Here is a 17,834-nt window from a genome sequence, read left to right as displayed (position 1 = left end):
AAATGGTTGCGCATCCACTCATCTTGAGTACCATCGACGGCACAACCTAAAAACGTGTTGAGGAGGAATTTTCCTAATGACTAAGTACGAACTTCCTGAGCTGGATTACGCTTACGACGCTCTGGAGCCGCACATCTCCGGCGAGATTATGGAGCTGCACCACAGCAAGCACCACGCTAATTACGTCAACGGCGCCAACGCTGCTCTGGAGAAGCTCGCTGCTGCTCGCGAGTCCGGCGACTTCGCAGCTGTTACCGGCCTGTCCAAGGACCTGGCCTTTAACCTGGGTGGCCACACCAACCACTCCCTGTTCTGGAAGCTGCTGTCCCCGAACGGTGGCGGCCAGCCGACCGGCGAGCTGGCTGAGGCTATCGAGCGCGACTTCGGTTCTTTCGAGAAGTTCCAGGCTCACTTCAACGCTGCTGCTCTGGGTCTGCAGGGCTCCGGCTGGGCTGTTCTGGGTTACGACACCATTGCAGAGCGCCTGGTTATTGAGCAGATGACTGATCAGCAGGGCAACCTGTCCATCAACCTGAAGCCGGTTCTGCTGCTGGATATGTGGGAGCACGCTTTCTACCTGCAGTACAAGAACGTCAAGGCTGACTACGTCAAGGCTGTCTGGAACGTCTTCAACTGGGATTACGCTGCAGAGCTGTTCGCAGCTGCCAAGTAATCTCGGCTAACAGCGCGCGACTTTTACGCGTCCCTGCCGCGCGCTAAAGATGGCTTACCGGCTCGCTGACGGGGCTTACCCTCAGCGGGTCGGTTTTTTATGTCTTGTTTGAGACCACTTTTGGTATTTCCCGGGCGGCACACGTAGCCGTCGTTTAGCGTTAGTGCCCATGAGCACCAGCAACAATGTCAACGTCACCTATGAACACCTCGCCGTAGCTGATTCAGAGGCGGCGAAAATCGCTGTCGTCAGTTTGGACCGCGGAGACAAACTCAACGGTCTAACACTTGAGATGCTGACCGAGATGTCCACCGTCGCCCGGAAACTGGCAGCTGACCGTGATCTGCGCGGCGTAATCCTCCGTGGCGAGGGCAAATCGTTTTGCGCTGGGCTCGATTTCGCGTCGGCATTTAAGAAGCCCTCGCGCATTCTGCGCTCATTCGTCCCCGATATCCACGGCACGAACCTGTTCCAGCGCGCCTGCTGGGACTGGCGACGCCTGCCGGTGCCGGTCATTGCGGCGGTGCATGGGCACTGTTACGGCGGTGGTCTACAGATTGCGCTAGGTGCTGATTTCCGCATTACGACGAGCGATGCCAAGTGGTCAATCCTCGAAGCGAAGTGGGGGCTGATTCCGGATATGTCCGGTATGCGAACCATTCTCGACGAGGTCAGCGCCGATACTGCACGTTGGCTGACTATGTCTGGCGAAGAACTCAACGGCAAGGAAGCAACTGAGATTGGTCTGGCGACGTGGGCCGTGGACACGGAGGACGCTGCGCTTGAACTGGCCAAGGAGAAGTTGGCACAGCTGGCGACGCGCTCGCCGGATCAGCTGGCGGCGACCAAGCGGCTTTTCCGCGATGTGCACCGATCGCCTCGCTCAACATTCCGTGCCGAGCGCACACAACAGTTGCTGCTGTTAGCCCGCAAGAACACGGCCATCATTCGCAATGCTGCGATGAAGAAGGTCTCACCTAAGTTCGCCCGGCGCGGCACGTGGACGCGTGGTTAGCGCGCTAAGGAACCGGCAGGTCATCCCCATGCGGCAGGTCCGCGGCCGCGCGCTGTGAATCCAGCCAGTCGCGGACGTGGGCTACCGATCGGCAGTCATCGCCGTTGTAGCGCAGTAGCATAGCGCGCGCCTCGGCTTGCGTGAGCTTTTCAAAGGACTGTTCCGCGACAAAGTCGAGGTCAGTGGCCGTCGCAATGCGATACAGATCCAGCGATGCCTCGCCGTCAACATCGGCGTCGCGCCAGTGGAAGCCCGACCACGGGGCCACGACTTTCAGCCCCATGCCGACGGTGGAGAGGATCTGGCGACGGGCAACCTTCAGCATGTCGACCCAGTCCTCCGAGGCAATGAACTTGTCCACTTCTTCGCGGGTCGGCACCCGCACAATATTTGTCGGGCCAGCTGCCTCGGAACCGGAACCAGCCACATCGCCCGTGGCCAAATCCGCCGAATCTGCGGGCACCACAAATTCCTGGCCGCCGAACCGGGTAGCGCTCTGACGTAGCCAATAGTTCTCGCCCTCTGCCGCCCAGCAATAGGCGCGGAAGGTCTTGCCTTGTTCATGCGCCGCATTTCGACGTCGCATCAGGTAATCCCAGAAAATCGCAAAGTTCCTGGCCTCCGCCGTGCCGCCGAGCCCCTCTGGCCCCGGTGGCTCCCAGGTGATGAAGCCACGGTAGTCCTCCCCGGGCACCCATGTTCCCCACAGGTAGGCGCCATCGTTGGGATACGCCTCCATATCGATGTCCATCTCGACATCGCCACGCGGGGCCGATGTCTTGGCGGCTACCCGGAGCGCGTCGACGTCGGCAAGCCTCGCCCTCGCCATCCACACCTGCTCCTTGCTGACGTGCGGAGTGTTGGTACTCGCCTGCGCCAATGCCGTGACCGTGTCGATGCCCACACTGCGCAACCGCATGGATTTATCCCCAGGTAGAAGGAGGGAAATGTCGTCACTTGCGGTCAGCTCATCGAAGCAACGGTCGTGGTGATGGCAGGTTCGGCACTCCCGGATGCGCCGCGGCGCCAGCGGCCAGGTGCCCGGCGTAAACCGTGACGGTCGCCCCTGAGTGGCAGCGACGGCATCACGCGCGTCCCGCAACGCCATCCGGTACGAGGCGACGCGCGAGCCCTCATCAGCAATGACGATATGCCGTGTATCCAGGTTCATTCCGGTGGCACTAATCGCCCCCACCAGACCACAGGACACGCCCAGCCGGTGCAGCATCGCCGCCGCCTGCCCCAGCTTCACAGCATCGGGTCCGTAATGCCGTAGCTTCCACTCATCCGTGACAACCATCGCCTGACGCAGGGTCCGACCCATCACGCCATCACGCCCGAGCCGGTCAACGCCCAGCAGTCGCACCTGCATCGCCGCCGCACGCGCCGCATTGCTTGACGACGGCTTACGCCGCCGGCCCTGTTTGCGCGCAGAGAGCAGGTGCCGTGTGACAACCAGGACCGGCATGTACGTCGGTGAGGTCGTCTGCGGTGAATCATCGACCTTGACCAACAGATCAGGGTGGCAAATCTCGTCGATTCCCGAGTACACCCCGCCGGGAATCGGGCGCTCATGCATGAGCACGCCACCGGCGATGACGCTTTCTCCACGGGCGATGGCCTCAAGGGTATCCAGGTGAGCGTCCGGCCCCGAGGCCACTGTGTACAGGCCGGGGATGGACGCGATGGACGTCGGCAAGCGGTGCTCGTGGTGAGAAGCAGGTTCGACTAGCCGCCCCTCGCGCAGGTCGAGGCTCAGCCGGTAGCGGCAGCCGATGAGGTCGCTCGCGTGGAGAAGCGGGCGCGAAACGGATGAATCAGTCACAATGAGAATTAGCGTATCGCCACTCGGTAGGAAGTTTCACGTTAAGCTTGGATAGCAAGAATCGTGATGCAGCCACTGCATCTGGCAAGCGCACTCCGGCGCGGTGGGGTTTAAGGGTTTTCCGCCCCGCTTTTCCGGAGGGACTATCTGCGAGCAACTAGGCGAAGGAAAAAATGAGCTTCTTGGGTGACATCCGTGAGCGTCGGCGCGAAACCGCCAAGCAGGTGAAGGCTGCCAAGGCGAAGGCCAAGGAAGAGGCTCGCCACGCAGCTCGACTTAATCGCAAGGCACACAAGGCTGAGGTCAAGGCCGCTAAGCGCGACCAGAAGCACCAGCACAAGCTGGAGCTGAAGGAGGCCGCTGGCCGCGTTCGTTCTGAGGAAAAGCTCGGTAAGAAGGAACTCAAGCTGGAAAACCGTGCTCTGAAGCGCGCGGAGAAGATCCGCAAGGCAAGTGCCAAGGACGAGAAGAAGGCGCTGGCCGCCAAGCAGCGTCACCAGACCAAGATGGCCGAGAAGATCCTGGCACAGCAGCGCAGCCAGGGCTTCAACAAGGACAAGGCAAAGTCGTGGATCGGCGGCGCACGCCTGCTGGTACCCGTGCTGGTTCCGCTGGCCTACCGCGCCATCACTGCCCTCCAGCGCCGTGAACACTCGTCGGCCGCGCAGAAGTTCGGTGTTTCCGCTAATGATGCCGCTCGTTACCAGGGGCACGGTGCACCGCTGCTGGCCCGCATTGAGGCCACTCGCGGTTCGCTGACGGAACTGCGTAAGTCGGGCGCCAAGGGCACCGATGGTTTTATCAAGGACGCCAACTCGCGTCTGGATGTCATGACTGATGCTATTAATACTGCCGAGAAGATGACCCCGGAGCAGCGCCGTCGCGCGCACCACTCCATTACCGCAGAGCTGGATTCGCTGGACCGCCAGATCATTTCGGAGCTGGGCGCGTAAACCCGGTCGCTTCGGGTTGAGGCCACTCGCCGAGATTCATCGAATTGAGCGCGACTGTTGTTGAACAGCAACAGTCGCGCTTTTGCTCTTATTACCCCCGTATCGGGCTATTTTTTCCCACCGATGGCGCTACGGACTGAGAACTACTGTAATGAAGGCTATGCCATCTTCAGATAAATCTCAGACTGCAGCCTCGAATCTGAACGGTGCGGTCTCGAACAGCGACGCAACAGCCCAAAAGCCATTCACCCCTTCTCGTCGTGCCGTACTGCGTGCCGGCGCTACCGGTGCTGCTGCCGGAGCCATCGGCCTGGCACCCGCTACCAGTGCGGGGGCAAATCCTGAGTCACAGTCCCCAGCTAATGCTGGCGGTTCCGGTGGTTTTCAGGTATTCCAACACGGCGTGGCCTCTGGCGACCCACTGCCGGACTCGGTTCTTATCTGGACTCGTGTGACCTCACACCCAGGCGATACCGCAGGTGCAAACCAGGGCCGTCCTGTTGCACTGAAGTGGGAAGTCGCTTCTGATGAGGGCTTCGGCAACATCGTTGCCTCTGGCGCCCTGAACACCGACCCGGATGCTGACAACACTGTCAAGATCGATGTCAAGGGTCTCTCCGCTGATTCCTACTACTTCTACCGCTTTACCGTCACCGCTGGTGATCACGCGGGCCAGGTTTCCCCGATTGGCCAGACTCGCACTGCGCCGCCGGTGAACTCCTCGCCAGATCACCTGGGCATCGCGCTGACTTCCTGCGCTAACTGGGAAAGTGGCTTCTTCTCCGCTTACCGCGATATGGCGGAAAATGACCGCATCGACATCATCATGTGTGTCGGTGACTACATCTACGAGTACGAGGCCGGTGGCTACTCCGGCAAGGGCCCGGTTCGTGACCACAAGCCGGCTCACGAGATCATTTCTCTCGCTGACTACCGCCTGCGCTACGCCACCTACCGTACCGATGCGGACCTGCAGGAAGCTCACCGCGCAAAGCCGTGGATTGTGACCTGGGACGACCACGAGGTCGCCAACGATGATTGGCACAGTGGCGCTGAGAACCACGACCCGGAGACCGAAGGCGACTACATTGCCCGCCGCGACGCCGCTATCCAGGCGTACCTGGAGTGGCTGCCGGTTCGCGCGGTCCCGTTCTCCCAGGGCGGAAAGCTCTACCGCAGCTTCCGTTTCGGCGATCTCGCCGACCTGACCATGCTGGACCTGCGCACCTACCGTGACCAGCAGCTGAAGTTCATCCGCGCTGGCGAGACCGATGATGAGAACCGCTCCATGCTCGGCTCTGAGCAGTTCAATTACCTGCTCGGCCAGTGGCGTTCCTCGAGCGCAAAGTGGCGTGTCGTGGGCAACTCCGTCATGTTCACTCCGGTGCTGGTTCCGCCGCTGGATCCGGAGGCCACCCGCGCTGTCACCGAGCTGCTGAGCTTGCCTCAGGACGGCCTGCCGTACAACTTGGATCAGTGGGATGGCTACGCTGCTGAGCGTCGTAAGCTGATCAACATCATGGATAAGGAAGGCTACGACAACGTTGTCTTCCTCACCGGCGATATTCACTCCTCCTGGAACTGCAACGTACCGAAGGTCCCGGGCGAGTACCCGAGTGCCGGCATTGCCGCTATTGAGATTGTCTGTACTTCCGTCAGCGCCCCGAATATCGATGACATTGTGAAGCTGCCTCAGGACAACCCGATTTCCTTGGCTGCTACCGCTGGACTCAAGGCTGCGAACCCGTACGTCAACTACCTCGAGTTCGACCGCCACGGCTACACTGCCGTCTACTTCGGCCGCGAGGACGTTACCTCTGAGTACCGCCTTGTCGAGGTCAAGGAAGAACCGAACCAGCCGCTTTTCGTCGCCGCTACCTACCGCGGCAAGCCGGGTCAGGGCATGACCCAGGCTTAAGCGCCTTCTCGTCCTTTCGCTTTACGACGACTACCGAGAGCGCACCCCGCATTGCGCCCTCAGTGGCGTAGTTGCTGTTCACGACGGCCCTGCACAACATGCAGGGCCGTCTTTTTATTACCCCAAGTTCTTGTGCACAATTAATCGAATTATTAACAAACCATGTATTCAATATAAGTTGCACAATCGAGCTCAATTATCGTCAATAGACATTAAATTTCTTTGCACTTATACTGTGGGGGAAAGAAAAAAGGGCTCGATATTAATTTGAAGTTTCACCGTATTGAAGTTTCACTGTAAGCCTTCTTCATTATTACAAGTTCAGCACCAAGCTTAGGCAGGGATTCTATGGCACGCCGCGAACTAATTCAGTACATCGACGACCTCGATGGGACTCCGCTTGATTCCGCAGATCACCAAGTCGTTCGTTTCTCTTTCCGCGGTAAGAACTACATTCTCGACCTCTCTCAGGAAAATGCAGAGAAGTTCGAGCAGGTATTAGAACCGTATATTGCGAAAGCTTCCATTGATCACAGCACGGTTGTAGCTCCGCGTAAGCGCTCTTCCGCTAATCCCAATGCCGCTGAGGCCCGTGATCGCAATCGCAAGATTCGCCAGTGGGCACGAGAGAATGGCATGGATGTTGCAGACCGTGGTGCGCTGCCAAAGCACATTATTGAAAAGTACGAGAGCGCTAACTAGTTCTCACCCAGGTCCGTTTGCCTTCCACTGGGTTTCACCCAGCTTTACTATCTTTAAAACAGGGTCCCGCCACAGCGGGGCCCTGTTTTAAAGTTGGGGCAGGTAATTCGAGTCGCTAGGATAGCGGCTGGAATTGGCACACCGGCCTCATCCGGTTGTCTTACTTTTCTTATCCTTGACATGGAGGAGTCGGCCCGTGGTCATTTTGGAACCATTCGTTTGGCTGGTCTCGTTTGTCCTTAAGGCGTGGCACCTTTTACTGGCCTCAGTGTTTCACCTGCCGTCTTCTCTGTCCTGGACGCTTTCTCTCTTCCTGCTGGTGTTTACGGTGCGTGGCGCTTTAGCGTTTCTCGCGTTCCAGCAATTTATCTCGGCGCGCAAGACAGCCAACCTACGGCCGCAGCTTTTTATGCTCAAGGAGCGCTACCGCAGGAGCATCGAGCCGAACTCGCCACAATACGTAAACTTTGCCAGCAAGGAAATGCGCAAAGCAGAGGGGATTAAGACCTCCGTAATGCTGGCGCCCCTCTTCGTCCAGATTCCCGTGATTATGGGCCTTGTTCGCATGCTGAGGCACATGCTGCGGGCGTCTGAGGGGCCTGGGCTGCCTGCGTCTCATAATGTCGGATTCATCTCTAAGGATGAGATCTCCGACTTTCTGAGCGCGACATTCTTGGGACAGCCTCTACCCGCATATCTGCGCATGGACCCGGAGCAACTGCAAATCCTCGGGGGCAATCATGATTCGCTGTTAACTTTCTGCATTATCGGCATCGTGGCAGCGGCCTTTTTCACCGGTTTTAACTTGGTCGTTTCCTACCGCCGGTTGCAGCGCACTCTCGACTATTCCAATAGCGTCAGTGTATTCCTCAGCAAATTCATGCGCGTAATGCTTATCTACGCACCGCTGATGATCCTCTTCGCGGGTTTCTTTGGCCCAACACCTGTGGCTCTAATTGTCTACTGGGTCACCAATAACTTCTGGACACTGACCCAAAATATCATTCTCACCCGCTATGTGGAAAAGACCTACCCGCTCACGGACGATTTCCGAACTCTTCAAAACCACCAAAAGGGTGAATACGAATCGGAGCGGGAAGAAAAGAAGAAGTTAAAGCAGGCCAAGCGTCACTTTTATATCAAATCCGCATTCGCTCCGTGGAAGATAAAGCAGCATAAGAGCGAATATGCCGCTATTGAGAAGGAATCGCGGGACCGCCGTAAAGCAAAGCAGGAAGAAGAATATGCCCAGGCTTTGAAAATTGCGAAGGTTCGCTACATGGTGACCCAGATGCGGCCTGGTGCTCAGGACAATTTGCCATCCCTGACGCAGGATATGAAGATTTCCTCGGGTATAGTTCCGCCGCTTCCCGGCCTGGCTAAAGTGCGGGACGACATGAAACGACAAGCCGAGAAAGCGCAAAAAGCACAGAAACGGCCGAAGCCAATTCTGATTGCAAAGAACCTGGGAATGCTACTCGGCCAGAATACGAAGAATATGGTTAAGAAAGCCACCGGCTCAAAGGAGTCGGACTGGAAACGCTTCCGAGATTAGCCCGTGAGTAAAAAGGCAAGAACTACGACGCGTTAAAAAAGGGAATTAAGTATTTACGTGACCAGGTCACGGGCCAGGTCGCGCGCCATCTGCAGCGGGTTCAGGTCTTTGGACATCTTGGCACCCGCGAGGCCGCCGTCGAGGTAGAGCAACAGCATATTTGCGTGAGCAGACGGCATACTAGATTCATTTTCAGTCAGCAGCGTGTGTAGCTGTTGCCAAACCCAGGAACGGTGATCGGCTGCGGCCTGACGGATGTCCTGCTCCGACTCCGTTTCCGGCCGCGGATATTCACTAGCCGCATTCTGGAAGTGTGAACCACGGAAGTCGATTGCCGGCTGCTCCGCAATACACTGATCAAAGAACGCGAGAATCTTCTCCGCCGGGGTATCCAACGAGGCCACTCGCTGCTCCCAAGCCTCCCGCCATTTGGCGTCGAGGTCTTGCAGATATGCAATGACTAGCTTGTCCTTGGATCCAAACAACGAATACAGGCTGGCTTTGGCCACATCAGCTTCCCGCAGGATGCGGTCAATGCCGACAACGCGGATACCCTCTGTTGTAAACAGAGTTGTCGCTGATGCCAGGAGGCGCTCCCGCGGACTGGGGCGGTTACGACGGCGAGAGGAAGCGCGGCCGCCTTTTGCGCCCTTGCCCGTTGTCGCTTCTGCCACGGCAGTACCTCTCGTCCTTCCAAAGTCACACCCCGTTCTAACAGCTGCTTACTCGCAAACACCGGCATTAGCGCCATTGCTTTCAGAGCACTGAACAGGGCGTTCATAGTCTGTGATATTCCATTGTAGGCGTATCTGCGACTGTGATTTTGTAAAAGAACAAACTAGTCAGTCTTTCAGCCTCTAGTCCTACTTTAGCGTGCGATGATTGCCGCCCCCAACAGATGTCGCGACAATCGCAGAACGCCAACTTCACGACAACCGCACAACAAAAAAAGGGCATCTCAATGTTGATGAGATGCCCCGCGCTCTAGCTCACTATCCAGTAGATAGCAGCGTTACGACGCTTCGTGCATAGTCGCGCTGTTTTGCTTGGCTTACTTGCGCTTTTGAACCAGGCCGACAATCCACAACAGGATCACGGCGCCGAGCAGACAGGTGAGGAAGCTGAAGAACTTTCCGCCACCGGCGACATCAACGCCGAACAGGGTGAGCAGCCAACCGCCCAAGAAACCACCGACGATACCAACGACGATATTCAGGACGACGCCCATCTGTTCATCGGTGTTCATGATCTTAGAGCCGATCCAGCCGGCAAGACCACCGATGATAATCCAGCTGATGAAGCCCATCGTGGGACTAAAGGAGGCAGCAAGAAGAATCTCGTTCATGATAGATATTCCTTTCCCGAAATCGTTCTGACTCAACTATAAGTCTTTCCGAAAACTCTTGCATACACTGCAAGCACTATCAGGCCATTTCGGCCACTGAGAAACTAGCGAGATAACAGTCGGATAGCCACAGGAAAACTCTTATAAAATCTGCACTTTCTGCATGAAAACAGGGTTTATGCAGACGAGAGGCCTCATTTGGATAAACCGAAGCCGGCCCCGACACCTGTCGGAAACCGGCTAGGTTCTACTTATAAATATTCGGTAACGGTTTCTACTCTCGGCGCTAACCGCGCCTCGACGACCGCCGCCGGCGTCTTTTCTCAGCCCCCTCGAAGGGCGCTTTAGGCGTCAGTCTCCGGGCGGACGACCATCATCGGGCAAGCAGCCGCCTGCAGGAGTGCACGCGAAGTGGAGCCGAGCAGCATGCCCTTGAAACCTCCGCGGCCGTGGCTGCCGACGACCAGCAGCTGCGAGCCTTCCGAGGCATCAGCCAGAGCACGAACCGGGCGGTCGCGGGTAACAACCTTCTTGATGGCCACTTCCGGGTACTTCTTAGCGTACTTCTCCAGACGGTGGCCGAGCAGAGCCTTCTGCTCCTCTTCCACAACCTGCCACTGGCTCTGAGCTGCAGAAAGGCCAGCCAGGGAAGCCTGTACCTGCATATCCATCCAGGTATGAACTGCAATCAGCTCGGCACCACGGGCATCGGCCTCACGGAATGCGTACTCCGTTGCCTTTTCGGAAATATCGGAGCCATCGACACCGACAACGACAGGACCGTACTTGGTCTCATCGGTTACCAGGTTGTCCTCGCGGACAACAACAACCGGGCACGATGCGTGGGAAACAACAGCGGCGGAAACCGAACCCATGACCATGCCAGAGAGCCCGCCCAGGCCGCGAGAGCCCATAACCACCATGGTTGCCTGCTCAGACAGGTCGAGCAGCATGTCAATCGGGCTGCCCTCTTCAATCTGGTGGCTGACATCTACCGACGGTGCGAAGTCGAGGGCAATCTTCTTGGCCTCGTTAATCTTCTCCAGGGTCTCGGCCTCAAGATCGTCGTAAAGCTCCTGCGGCGGAACCATGCCCTCTGCGTAGAGGAACTGCGGCATGGAGTAGCTGCTGACCAGACGGAGCGGCTCACCGCGCTTCACTGCGGTGTTAGCGGCCCACTTGACGGCGGTCTTGGATGCCTCCGAGCCATCGACCGCGCACACAATGATGTTCTGCCTTGGCATTGATTGCCTCCTTATTATGCGATCCATAAAAATTGGCTCTCTGCGGCCCGACCGCAACGCAGCTACACCTATCGCACCTGCTTGGACGCCATTTTAATGGACAAGCTTTGCTATTTAGTCAACTCTTCCGAGCCAACCCTTTTATTACTTTCACCTCCACCCTACCCCCATTATGTTGCGACCGACAGGGCAGAATGTTGTCCGCCTACGCCATTAGGGGCGATACCAACACAGCCCTGCGCCAGCAGCTCCGCTTGCCCGCCGGGTGAATCCGGGGCACCTGTTAAAGTCAGCCGTATGCGTCGCATGCCACTGCCCATTCGCGATGGGCTCAACCCATCCCGCATCGCCGCTCCCGGGCGTCGTGGCGATGCCCCCACCCGTGCGTGGGATCTGCTCGCAGGCGCTATCGCAGGTCAAACCCACCGCCACCCGGACGATGATGAAGCTGCTGTGGCCAAACGTTTTGCAGATGGGCTCGTCGTTCGCGCCAACTCAGTGCCGTACAGTCCGGATGACATGGTGAAGCCCGGCGCGGAAATGTGGTTTTACCGCACCCCGGCACCGGAGCGCACAATCGCGGGGCCGATGCCGATTGTCTTTCAAGATGACAACCTTGTGGTCGTCGACAAGCCGTCGTTTTTGGCAACGATGCCGCGCGGCCGACACATTACGGAAACTGCTGTGGTTCGTCTGCGGCGGGAGCTGGGTAATCCGGAGTTGGTTCCCGCGCATCGCCTCGACAGGCTGACGTCGGGGTTGCTCATCTTTACCGCCCGGCGCGAAGTTCGCGGTGCTTACCAGGGACTTTTCGCATCGGGGGAAGTCACTAAGCGCTATCACGCGCTGACGTCGCCCACACCCATCGCTGGCGCGGCCAGCGAAGCCCTGCCCGAGACCCCACTGGAATTGCGCACACGACAGCACAAAATTGCTGGCCAGATGCAGGCTTATACTCTCGAGGGCGAGCCAAACGCCCACACCATCATCGAGCGCATTTCGCTTGTCGACGTGCCTTCGGACGCCGACGGCCTCGCTGCCGACAGTGGTCGCGTTGCGCTGTGGCAATTGAAGCCCATCACCGGACGCACTCATCAGCTGCGGCTGCACTTGAGTGAACTGGGCTTTCCCATCCTGGGTGACCAGTACTACCCGGAGATTCTGCCGCTGGAGGCCGAGAATACCTCGGAGCCCCTGCACCTGGTCTGTGTTGAAATGAGTTTCGCTGACCCCGTGACTGGGGAACAACGAACGTTCCATTCCCGTCGCAGCGTTTTCAATCCGCTTTCGCTGCCGGATATTAATTCGCCGTTAATCAAATCTAATTAGAAGAGAGCCCCTCCCCCATGTCTGCCAAGCATGCAAAACGCCCCACCAAATCATCCGCTGAGTCTTCTTTGAAGCATTCCGCCCCACCAGCGGCGGCCTACGCTGAGGGGCTCACCAAGAAGTACGGTGTCGGCAATGCCGCTGTTACTGCACTGGACCATGTCGATATCTCTTTTGCCGCTGGTGAGTTCACCGCGATCATGGGGCCGTCCGGGTCGGGTAAGTCGACATTGATGCACTGCATGGCCGGCTTGGACTCCGCGACGTCGGGAAGCGCGTACATCGGCACGACGGAACTGTCGAAGCTGTCGGACAAGGAGATTACGGCGCTGCGGCGTGACCGCCTGGGCTTTGTGTTCCAGTCCTTCAACTTGGTGCCGACGTTGACAGCGGCGGAGAACATCACCCTGCCTATCAATATCGCTGGTCGTAAGGTGGATAAGCAGTGGTTCGAGGAAATCACCACGCGCCTCGGGCTTAAAGAACGGCTTACGCACCGCCCCTCGGAACTGTCCGGTGGCCAGCAGCAGCGTGTCGCCTGTGCGCGTGCCATTGTCAGCCGGCCGGAGATCATCTTTGGAGATGAGCCGACGGGCAACTTGGACTCGAACTCATCCCGTGAGGTGTTGACGATTCTCCGCGATGCGGTTGATGACATCGGCCAGACCGTTGTCATTGTGACGCATGATGCCACCGCCGCTTCCTACGCAGACCGTGTTGTGTTCCTCGCGGATGGCCGCGTGGTTGACGAGCTTCGCAACCCCACGCCCGCCGATATCTTGGCGCGCATGGCAGATATTGAGAATCTTTAGGAAGGCAGGTCATCTCTCCCCATGGCATCATCGTCTTCCACGCTAAGCCGCGTCGCCTGGCGTAATATCACCTCGCACAAGTTGCGCCTCGTGCTCACAATTATTTCGGTCGTGCTGGGCACAGCCTTCATCACCGGCGCATTTGTGTTCACATCATCGCTGGACAAGGCCTTTAAGGGCGCAATGAGTACCGCTTATGACGGTGTCGACGTGGTGGTGACGGCCCCAGCTGACAATCCCGGTGCTCTCACCGAAGAAACCGCGCAGAAAATCGAAAGCTTCCCCGGGGTCCGAGCCCTCAACATTGGCGATCCCAACAACAGCATTACGGCCACGGGAGCCGACGGCAAGCCGATTCAAACCAATGGTTCGCCATCGATGGGTCTTCCCTACTATCCAGCGGCCGAAGCGGTGGGCAACAAGGTCACGGTTACCGAGGGGCACGCGCCGGAAACACCAGGTGAGGTGGTCGTCAACTCCACTACCGCCGAACTCGGCAACCTCCACGTCGGCACTGAAATCAAGGTGGCCACCCGTCTCGAGCGGGCGACGGTGAAGGTCGTCGGCATCGCCGATACCTCCATCGACGAAACCGGCTACCTCGCGGTCTTTTTCACCCAGAATCAGTGGCGAGAGCTCTACGGCGCGGACAGCCATATGGACATGTTCACCCTCGCCGCCGATTCCACCACTGACGCTGCCACGCTTACCCGTGATGTCGCAGAAGCATTCCCCGAGCTCAAGGTAGAGGCAGGCTCTAAGCTCGCCGACGAGGCCTCCGAACGTGTCTCCTCTGCCTTAAGCTTTGTCAACTACTTCCTCATCGCTTTCGGGCTCATCGGGCTGCTGGTCGGGATCTTCATCATTTCCAATACTTTCACCATGCTGGTCACTCAGCGCATGAAGGAATTCGCTCTCCTCCGCGCCCTCGGTGCTTCACGACGACAGCTCACTGCGTCCGTCCTCTTGGAGGCATTCATTGTTGGCCTCATCGGTTCCGCACTAGGTGTCATCACGGGATTTGGGCTGAGCCAGGGGCTATTCATGCTTCTCGATGCCATGAGTATCTCCATGCCCGGCGATGGCCTGACATTCGAACCGGTGGCAGTCATCGTTCCTCTCCTTGTCGGCGTGGCCATCACCATGATCGCCGCCTGGACGCCGGCCGCCCGCGCTGGCGCGGTCCCTCCTGTAGAAGCCATGCGCTCTGGGGATCAAACAACCAGCAATAGCCTCAGTGCTAGGACGTGGACCGGTACTGTGCTGGCGTCCGCCGCGATCGCAATCATTGCCTGGGCATTGCAGTGGAACGACGCAGAAACCAAGATTCGTGCCGTCTTCGTTGGTGTCGGTGCAGTGATGGCCGTAGCCTCCGTCTGGCTTGTCGGCCCCGCGCTGTCCATGCCTCTGATCGGAGGACTGGGGCGCGTCGTAGGTGCGCCTTTTGGAACCGTCGGCAAGCTTGCGGCGACGAACTCCCACCGCAATCCGCGCAGAACGGGAACCACATCGTTTGCACTGACGCTCGGGCTTGCGCTGGTGACTGTGATTGGCATGTTCGGTGTGTCCATGAAGGAGGCGGTCAATGAGTGGTCAGAGACCAATCTGACGGCTGACTTCGTGCTCTCGCCACCTCTGACCGCACATTCGGCCCTGCCGCTTGGGGTCGAGGATGCGGTGAAGGATATCGATGGTGTCGACGACACCGCAACCTTGTCGATTGGCGCGCTGCTGGTGATCCCGCCTGAAGAAGCCGGCACGATGATAGCTTCCGACGGCGAACAAACTGAAGTCGGACCGGAATCTAGTAATGCGTCAGTTTTCAACTCCAACGTCGGCAAATGGTACGGCACTCGCGCCATACAGGGCTCCCTCGATCTGGCCAAGCCGGATGCGGGAATTGTCATCAGCGAATCAACAGCGAAAAAGAATGGTTGGAACGTTGGCACTGAGCTCGCAGTGGTTTCCAAAGGCGGCATAACACGGCTCCCCGTCACCGGCATTTTTGCTGACACGAATGATCCAGGCCAGTCGATTATGGTCTCCGACGAAGCCGCCCATAAATATGTCAAAAGCAGCCACCTGTTGCCTTTCCAGACCTACGTCGATATTTCTGATTCCATCGCGGCAGACAGCGGCTCCATGGATGAAATGAAGCAAAAGCTTAGCGACGCAGTTGCGGACTACCTCGTAGTACAGGTGATGACTGCTAAGGAGTTTGCGGGTCTGGCTAATGCCTCTATCGATGTCATGCTGGGAATCGTCTACGCGCTGCTGGCCCTGGCGGTCATCATTTCGATTCTGGGAATTATCAATACTGTCGCGCTCTCGGTTGTCGAGCGCCGCCAGGAGATTGGCATGCTTCGGGCCGTCGGCCTGCAACGCTCGGGGATTCGCCGGATGATTCGCCTGGAATCTGTGGAAATCTCCATTTTCGGCGCGGTTGTAGGTATTGTCCTCGGCTTGTTCCTCGGCTGGTCACTTCTAACCGTGCTGAAGGATGAGGGCCTGAATACTATCGCGGTACCGTGGCTGCAGATCGTTCTCATGCTGCTTGGGTCTGCGCTTGTGGGCATTATTGCTGCTCTCGGCCCTGGTCAGAAGGCCGCGAAGACACCGCCCCTGGCCGCTATCGCAAACGAATAGTCGCCGTTATATGAAACCGCCCCGTGCAGATATTGTTTCTGCACGGGGTTTCTATTTCGCCTTATCGCCTACGCTGAATCAGCTATCCGGCTCACGCATTTCCGCTGGCAATTTATACGGTCGCGTTGGCCTTGCGAACCTCGCGTTCTCGATTCTTCAGCGCCTTATTGAGAAGCATAAAGAACCACACAAAGCCGACCGTCAGGATAATGTGGCCGAGCCCTGCAATTCCCGAGTACATCGCACCCCAGGCCTCCGGGCCTGAAACAACGTGCACGATACCGTTAGCCACCATCATGCCAATCGTCCAAACAATGCCGACATTCTGAACGATGAACCAGCGATCAAAGCCCTTGACAGCTGAAATATTGAATTGCCCATCCAATGCCAGCGCAACCAAGAAGAAAATCATGCCAAGAACAAGGAAATGCGTGTGCAGCGTATTGAGCTGCGTTTTATCCCCAAAATCCATCGCACGGGTAAATTCACGATAGAAAACGCCAGAAAACAGACCAAGACCAAGATAGACCGAAGCAGCTGTGAATAACTTACGCATACTTCGTAGCCTACTCAGATAACGCTGGCTTCTAAACGGACCAAACCCAAGGGGTTAAACGAAAGTTTGATTCCGCGAATCTAGACGGCCTCAAACTAACCGCGCGAATCGAGCCAGCATGCGTGTCGGCACAGCCTTAAAAAGGATCATCACCAGGCCATATAGGCCGGGCGCTACCTCCGCCCGACCCCTTTCCGCTGCACGTAACGTGCGCACCACTAGATAATTGAGATTCTGCTCCGGCATAAGACGCAACTTCACCGACTTCGCCTGCTTCACGACGTCCCGGAGAGCGGTGGTCTTAACCTTTCCCGGGTAGCAAATAGTTACAGTTACACCATTAGGCTTTAATTCATCCCTAAGGCTGATACCCCAATGCCGAATAAACGCTTTCGATGCCGTATATACTGCTAGCCCTGGAGTTGGTGCTACAGCTGAGATCGATGAAACGAGAATGATGTGGCCATTCTCTTCGAATAAATCGTTTAGAGAGTAAACCGCTGCGACCGTTCCGCGAATATTCGTCTGTATCATTTGATCAGCCCGCGAAAAGTCCTGGGTATTAACATCGCCATAATTCGCGTACGCGGCATTGAGGATTAAATAAACTATCGTCGCGTGATGGCGCTCAACACGATTCCGGAGCTTATCGCCAAAATCATCATCGGACTGGTCTAGACGAAGATATCGAAGACGCGAACCTTGGGTCCTAGAGTGTTCAGCGGCCTCGCTGGAAGAATCATCGTTGTAGCTACGAGAGATACACCAGATTTCATCTAGGTCTGGACGTAGCTGCCCGAGCCTATCGGCGAAGACGGCACCTATGCCCCGAGATGCTCCAGTCACGATTCCCACTCGCATGATTTCCAAGATACAGCTGGCTGGCTCAGGCAATTAAAACGGCGCCGACCAAGAGTGCTGTATGGGAATAAACATGCCGACAAAAAGATACAGCGTTAAAACACTTACGCTAGTTTATGTTGTTTACTTGTGGGTAAAACAAAAGTGGGCCGCAGCAGCCCACCCCACACGGGAACTGGCTACCACGACCCACAAAACAAGATTATTACGCCGGCGGCGACCTACTCTCCCACACCCTCCCGAGTGCAGTACCATCGGCGCTGGTGGACTTAGCTTCCGGGTTCGGAATGGGACCGGGCGTGACCCCACCGCTAACACCACCGACAAAAACCAGGCAACAACCATCCCCACCACAACTTTGGGTGGGAGGTGTCATGCCAGACACTGAATAACGGACGCG

15 protein-coding genes and 1 rRNA gene are annotated in these 17,834 nt (G+C 57.4%); 9 read left to right on the top strand and 7 right to left on the bottom strand.

The features are described from left to right. Nucleotides 1-76 precede the first annotated feature (76 nt). A complete protein-coding gene (locus HMPREF2787_RS06090; RefSeq protein ID WP_005510435.1) occupies nt 77-673 on the top strand; it encodes a superoxide dismutase in 597 nt (198 codons plus the stop codon). Between the two features lie 169 nt (nt 674-842). Next, the gene (locus HMPREF2787_RS06085; protein WP_070858756.1) at nt 843-1,688 is read left to right on the top strand and encodes a crotonase/enoyl-CoA hydratase family protein; all 846 of its coding nucleotides are present in this window, start codon (nt 843-845) and stop codon (nt 1,686-1,688) included. Between the two features lie 4 nt (nt 1,689-1,692). Here HMPREF2787_RS06085 and HMPREF2787_RS06080 read toward each other — a convergent pair whose 3' ends face one another. After that, on the bottom strand, nt 1,693-3,513 hold the full coding sequence (locus tag HMPREF2787_RS06080) for a ribonuclease H-like domain-containing protein (protein WP_070858753.1): 1,821 nt from the start codon (nt 3,511-3,513) through the stop codon (nt 1,693-1,695). Nucleotides 3,514-3,686: 173 nt separating this feature from the next. Here HMPREF2787_RS06080 and HMPREF2787_RS06075 point away from each other — a divergent pair, with 173 nt between their 5' ends. The 4 genes from HMPREF2787_RS06075 to yidC all read left to right on the top strand — a co-directional run bounded on the left by HMPREF2787_RS06075 (nt 3,687) and on the right by yidC (nt 8,641). Next, entirely contained in the window at nt 3,687-4,466 is a 780-nt protein-coding gene (locus tag HMPREF2787_RS06075) for a DUF6474 family protein (RefSeq protein WP_070595664.1), read from the top strand. A 160-nt stretch (nt 4,467-4,626) separates the two neighbouring features. Further along, a complete protein-coding gene (locus HMPREF2787_RS06070) occupies nt 4,627-6,384 on the top strand; it encodes an alkaline phosphatase D family protein (protein ID WP_239272148.1) in 1,758 nt (585 codons plus the stop codon). Between the two features lie 348 nt (nt 6,385-6,732). Then, the gene (locus HMPREF2787_RS06065) at nt 6,733-7,086 is read left to right on the top strand and encodes a histone-like nucleoid-structuring protein Lsr2 (protein WP_069359719.1); all 354 of its coding nucleotides are present in this window, start codon (nt 6,733-6,735) and stop codon (nt 7,084-7,086) included. Nucleotides 7,087-7,282: 196 nt separating this feature from the next. Then, nucleotides 7,283-8,641: a membrane protein insertase YidC gene (yidC, locus tag HMPREF2787_RS06060; protein WP_049171708.1), complete on the top strand. Its 1,359-nt coding sequence runs from the start codon at nt 7,283-7,285 to the stop codon at nt 8,639-8,641. A gap of 53 nt (nt 8,642-8,694) precedes the next feature. On the opposite strand, the gene HMPREF2787_RS06055 is transcribed toward yidC, so the two are convergent. The 3 genes from HMPREF2787_RS06055 to HMPREF2787_RS06045 all read right to left on the bottom strand — a co-directional run bounded on the left by HMPREF2787_RS06055 (nt 8,695) and on the right by HMPREF2787_RS06045 (nt 11,230). Then, complete coding sequence (locus HMPREF2787_RS06055) at nt 8,695-9,315, bottom strand: TetR/AcrR family transcriptional regulator (protein ID WP_048731284.1); 621 nt, start codon at nt 9,313-9,315, stop codon at nt 8,695-8,697. A gap of 377 nt (nt 9,316-9,692) precedes the next feature. Further along, nucleotides 9,693-9,986 carry a GlsB/YeaQ/YmgE family stress response membrane protein gene (locus HMPREF2787_RS06050; protein ID WP_049171710.1) on the bottom strand — a complete coding sequence of 98 codons (294 nt, stop codon included), beginning with the start codon at nt 9,984-9,986 and terminating at the stop codon, nt 9,693-9,695. A gap of 344 nt (nt 9,987-10,330) precedes the next feature. Then, complete coding sequence (locus HMPREF2787_RS06045; protein ID WP_005510554.1) at nt 10,331-11,230, bottom strand: universal stress protein; 900 nt, start codon at nt 11,228-11,230, stop codon at nt 10,331-10,333. A 297-nt stretch (nt 11,231-11,527) separates the two neighbouring features. Between HMPREF2787_RS06045 and HMPREF2787_RS06040 the strand changes: the two genes are divergently transcribed. Genes HMPREF2787_RS06040 through HMPREF2787_RS06030 form a run of 3 tightly spaced genes read left to right on the top strand, consistent with a single transcriptional unit; the run spans nt 11,528 to nt 16,017 of the window. Next, nucleotides 11,528-12,559 carry a pseudouridine synthase gene (locus tag HMPREF2787_RS06040; RefSeq protein WP_048731288.1) on the top strand — a complete coding sequence of 344 codons (1,032 nt, stop codon included), beginning with the start codon at nt 11,528-11,530 and terminating at the stop codon, nt 12,557-12,559. A 17-nt stretch (nt 12,560-12,576) separates the two neighbouring features. Then, the gene (locus HMPREF2787_RS06035; protein ID WP_172954627.1) at nt 12,577-13,371 is read left to right on the top strand and encodes an ABC transporter ATP-binding protein; all 795 of its coding nucleotides are present in this window, start codon (nt 12,577-12,579) and stop codon (nt 13,369-13,371) included. Between the two features lie 21 nt (nt 13,372-13,392). Continuing rightward, nucleotides 13,393-16,017, top strand: coding sequence for an ABC transporter permease (locus HMPREF2787_RS06030; RefSeq protein WP_070642577.1), 2,625 nt, complete (start codon nt 13,393-13,395; stop codon nt 16,015-16,017). A 112-nt stretch (nt 16,018-16,129) separates the two neighbouring features. Here HMPREF2787_RS06030 and HMPREF2787_RS06025 read toward each other — a convergent pair whose 3' ends face one another. From HMPREF2787_RS06025 to rrf, 3 genes are all read right to left on the bottom strand, one after another. Beyond that, a complete protein-coding gene (locus HMPREF2787_RS06025) occupies nt 16,130-16,573 on the bottom strand; it encodes a DUF2871 domain-containing protein (RefSeq protein WP_070642574.1) in 444 nt (147 codons plus the stop codon). A gap of 90 nt (nt 16,574-16,663) precedes the next feature. Next, the gene (locus tag HMPREF2787_RS11410; RefSeq protein ID WP_070858751.1) at nt 16,664-17,434 is read right to left on the bottom strand and encodes an SDR family NAD(P)-dependent oxidoreductase; all 771 of its coding nucleotides are present in this window, start codon (nt 17,432-17,434) and stop codon (nt 16,664-16,666) included. Nucleotides 17,435-17,642: 208 nt separating this feature from the next. Continuing rightward, a 5S ribosomal RNA gene (gene rrf, locus HMPREF2787_RS06015) occupies nt 17,643-17,759 on the bottom strand. Nucleotides 17,760-17,834 lie beyond the last annotated feature (75 nt).

This window comes from Corynebacterium sp. HMSC061H03, assembly GCF_001838215.1.
GTDB classification, from domain to species: Bacteria; Actinomycetota; Actinomycetes; order Mycobacteriales; family Mycobacteriaceae; genus Corynebacterium; species Corynebacterium jeikeium_D.
The sequence above is the reverse complement of the archived record's forward strand: the minus strand, read 5'-3'. Positions and strand labels throughout refer to the sequence as shown.

Coding starts and splice junctions, on each gene's coding strand:
- HMPREF2787_RS06090 (WP_005510435.1), top strand. CDS start 77: ATGACTAAGTACGAACTTCCTGAGCTGGATTACGCTTACGACGCTCTG.
- HMPREF2787_RS06085 (WP_070858756.1), top strand. CDS start 843: ATGAGCACCAGCAACAATGTCAACGTCACCTATGAACACCTCGCCGTA.
- HMPREF2787_RS06075 (WP_070595664.1), top strand. CDS start 3,687: ATGAGCTTCTTGGGTGACATCCGTGAGCGTCGGCGCGAAACCGCCAAG.
- HMPREF2787_RS06070 (WP_239272148.1), top strand. CDS start 4,627: ATGCCATCTTCAGATAAATCTCAGACTGCAGCCTCGAATCTGAACGGT.
- HMPREF2787_RS06065 (WP_069359719.1), top strand. CDS start 6,733: ATGGCACGCCGCGAACTAATTCAGTACATCGACGACCTCGATGGGACT.
- HMPREF2787_RS06050 (WP_049171710.1), bottom strand. CDS start 9,986: ATGAACGAGATTCTTCTTGCTGCCTCCTTTAGTCCCACGATGGGCTTC.
- HMPREF2787_RS06045 (WP_005510554.1), bottom strand. CDS start 11,230: ATGCCAAGGCAGAACATCATTGTGTGCGCGGTCGATGGCTCGGAGGCA.
- HMPREF2787_RS06040 (WP_048731288.1), top strand. CDS start 11,528: ATGCGTCGCATGCCACTGCCCATTCGCGATGGGCTCAACCCATCCCGC.
- HMPREF2787_RS06035 (WP_172954627.1), top strand. CDS start 12,577: ATGTCTGCCAAGCATGCAAAACGCCCCACCAAATCATCCGCTGAGTCT.
- HMPREF2787_RS06030 (WP_070642577.1), top strand. CDS start 13,393: ATGGCATCATCGTCTTCCACGCTAAGCCGCGTCGCCTGGCGTAATATC.
- HMPREF2787_RS06025 (WP_070642574.1), bottom strand. CDS start 16,573: ATGCGTAAGTTATTCACAGCTGCTTCGGTCTATCTTGGTCTTGGTCTG.
- HMPREF2787_RS11410 (WP_070858751.1), bottom strand. CDS start 17,434: ATGCGAGTGGGAATCGTGACTGGAGCATCTCGGGGCATAGGTGCCGTC.